The 2,242-nt window shown below is 46.5% G+C and carries 3 protein-coding genes; all 3 read right to left on the reverse strand.

The window, feature by feature from the left end; all coding sequences use genetic code 11:
* A partial coding sequence (locus AXF17_RS00315) for a hypothetical protein (RefSeq protein WP_207651564.1) occupies positions 1–385 on the reverse strand: 385 nt, incomplete at its 3' end.
* Position 386: 1 nt separating this feature from the next.
* Positions 387–1,028 (reverse strand): HAD family hydrolase, encoded by a 642-nt coding sequence (locus AXF17_RS00320; protein WP_094233280.1) that lies wholly within the window; start codon positions 1,026–1,028, stop codon positions 387–389.
* Positions 1,025–2,144, reverse strand: a protein-coding gene (gene prfB, locus AXF17_RS00325) for a peptide chain release factor 2 (protein WP_207651565.1) whose coding sequence is annotated in 2 segments (ribosomal slippage) — positions 1,025–2,077 and positions 2,079–2,144 — 1,119 coding nt in all. Because the reading frame shifts where the segments join, the coding sequence is not laid out codon by codon here. The genes AXF17_RS00320 and prfB overlap by 4 nt, the downstream gene beginning before the upstream one ends.
* Positions 2,145–2,242: the final 98 nt, after the last annotated feature.

Here is a 2,242-nt window from a genome sequence, read left to right on the forward strand (position 1 = left end):
CATTGAGAGAGCAATCCTGCTGCTTGAAGTCAGCGATGAAATCGTTGATCATATCGATAAATCCGCTCTGATCAGCCGCTGATTTGAACACTTCCAGTTCATCTTTGTGCGATTTTATAATCTTGTACAGAAGCATGTGACGCCCATATCGGTCGAGAATCTCGATATTCTCATCACCCTGCTCAGCCATAATCCTCTGCCCTAGCCTATTTAGCGAGAGAATCTCAATATCAAGAAGACAGGCACTGCCTGTATACTTAAGCGCCTGTTCCTCCGCGACAAGAGTATACTGGTTCGGTACCAGGACATATGTCTTGCCCTTTATATTCTCATATATGAACTTCTCCTTGTTCATGCACTCTCGTGCCATAAATAGGTTCAGCATTTTATCCCTCGATTATCTCAAACAGCTCTTCAGGTTTATAAATCCTGTATGTTGGCTCAAGTCCGCCGAGTGGTGCATTCCCACCCCTGCGGCCCCATCCTACCATGATGCTATCGACGCCCGCATTTTGACAGCAGCCTATATCGAATCTCGTATCACCGAGCATTATGGCTTCTTCTCTCTTTGCCCCAAGCCTCTCGAGCGCCGCCAGCAACGGACCAGGTTCAGGCTTGTGCTCTGTCACGTCGTTTGCAGTGATGATGACATCGAATTTATCCTTGATGCCCATCTCTCCAAGATACTGCATAGCAGTATTTCCAAGCCTCGAAGTCACTATAGATAGCGAGTAGCCACGTTCTATCAGCTCGTCGAGGAGCTCCTTTATGCCTGAATACAATTTGTAAGCACCTTCGCTATGTTCCATCTGATAACCGCGATACACCGCCAGAACATCATCTAGATTTTCATCTGCAAATAAATCCCTAACTGTGTTCGCAACTGTCTCACCGAACGTGGAAAGTATCAGTGATTCATCAGCTTCTTTGCCTCGAAATCTGCGAAAAACCGCCTGCCACGAATCGATGATAAGCTGATCGGTATCGAGGAGAGTTCCGTCGAAATCAAACACTATGTACTTCTTCATTGTACACAACTCTCCTTCGCTTCTTGCGTAAGCTTCGCCTTGATGAACTCATCAAGCGACCCGTCCATCACGGCGCTAATGTTTCCAACTTCTACATTCGTCCTATGGTCTTTGACCATCGTATATGGTTGGAATACATAGGATCTAATCTGCGCACCCCACGTCACTTGGCTCATATCTCCCTTAAGCTCATCGAGGCTCTCCTTGTGCTCTGCCTCGGCGAGCTGCTGGAGTCTCGATGCCAGAATCTTCATCGCCATCTCCTTGTTGTAGAGCTGTGAACGTTCATTCTGACACGTTACAACTATGTTGGTTGGAAGGTGCGTTATACGGATAGCCGAATCAGTTGTGTTGACATGCTGTCCGCCAGCTCCCGAACTCCTGTACGTGTCAATCTTAAGGTCTTTAGGGTCGATGTTAATCTCGATGCTATCTCCTATATCCGGAACGACTTCGACAGCCGCAAAAGAAGTCTGTCTCTTGCCCGCAGAGTTAAACGGTGATATGCGCACGAGTCTATGGACTCCAGTTTCGCTTCGCAGATATCCATATGCATTGATTCCACTGATAACTATAGTGCAGCTCTTAATACCTGCGAGCGTATCGTTCTGTATGTCAACGACATCAGTCTTGAAACCGTGCTGATCTGTATATCTGAGATACATTCTCATCAGCATCTCCGCCCAGTCCATAGCATCTACGCCACCCGTTCCAGCATGAATACTTAGAATAGCATCCTTATCATCATACTTGCCGGTCAGGAGTCTGCTCAGCTCAAGGTCTTTCATCTCTTCGCTGAGTCTCTTATATTCTTTGATGATATTCTTGGCCTCCGAGTAATCATCATACTCTTCGGCGAGCTCAATCATATCGGATATGTCATCGAAGCCCTTGCAGAGACTCTCGTACTGCTCGAGTTCATTTTCAAGATGTTTCTTCTGTTTCATCAGCTTCTGTGCATCGTCAGGTGAATCCCAGAAACCCGATTTTAGCATCTCTTGTTCCATATCCGAAATCTTATCTCTTAAGCCAGTCGGGTCAAAGATAGTCTCCAACCTCACGGAGCTTATCAAGCTCACCTGGTAAAGCCTGCTTTATCTCATCAAATTCAATCATCTTAAATCCTCTCATCTACGACAGATGCGCGTAGCCGCATCTTGCGGCATCGCGCATCTATTGAGCTAAACTCCATAGTCCTGCAAACACCACAGAAC

The organism is Mogibacterium pumilum, from assembly GCF_002243385.1.
GTDB lineage: Bacteria > Bacillota > Clostridia > Peptostreptococcales > Anaerovoracaceae > Mogibacterium > Mogibacterium pumilum.